Source organism: Lujinxingia vulgaris, from assembly GCF_007997015.1.
GTDB lineage: Bacteria > Myxococcota_A > Bradymonadia > Bradymonadales > Bradymonadaceae > Lujinxingia > Lujinxingia vulgaris.
Genome location: NZ_VOSM01000088.1, coordinates 1 through 556 on the forward strand (window position 1 = coordinate 1; position 556 = coordinate 556).

1 protein-coding gene is annotated in these 556 nt (G+C 62.1%); it reads right to left on the reverse strand.

The features are described from left to right. Positions 1-556 (reverse strand): NAD-glutamate dehydrogenase domain-containing protein (locus FRC98_RS21030; protein WP_146983519.1); only part of this gene is annotated, 556 nt, incomplete at both ends.

Below are 556 nucleotides of genomic sequence, written 5' to 3' on the forward strand. Positions count from 1 at the left end.
GCAGCCCGCCGCGGGCCACGGCGCCGAAACGCAGGTGCACGCCCTCCACCCGTGGAGAATAGACGAAGATCTCGCGGAAGGGCCTTGGCTGTGGCAACTCCTCCAGCATTTCGGCATCGAACTTGAACGAGATGTAGGACTTCAGCGCGCCTGTCTTATCGCGCTGGAAATAGTTCGTGCGCAGCATGGACAGGACGAGATTGAGATACCGCCGCAGGATGCGATCCTCGTCCAGGTTGGTGACATCGTCGAGAGCGGCTTCGATCTCCGTCACCAGCTGGGCACAGTCCTTCTCGGTCTGCTTGCGATTGCGCGCACGCTTCGGGTCGAAGCGACGCAGGAACAGCTCCGAAATCTGGCGGGTCAGACCTGCGTTCCGCGCCAGCGTGTCCTCCATGTAGGCCTGACTGAAGGGTATCTGCGTCTGCCTCAGATAACGGCAGAAGGCGCGCATGATGCGAATTTCCCGGGCCGCCAGACCGGCGGCCAGGACCAGGCGGTTGAAGCCGTCGTTCTCGAGCCGGCCGGACCAGACCAGCTGGAAGACTTCATGAAA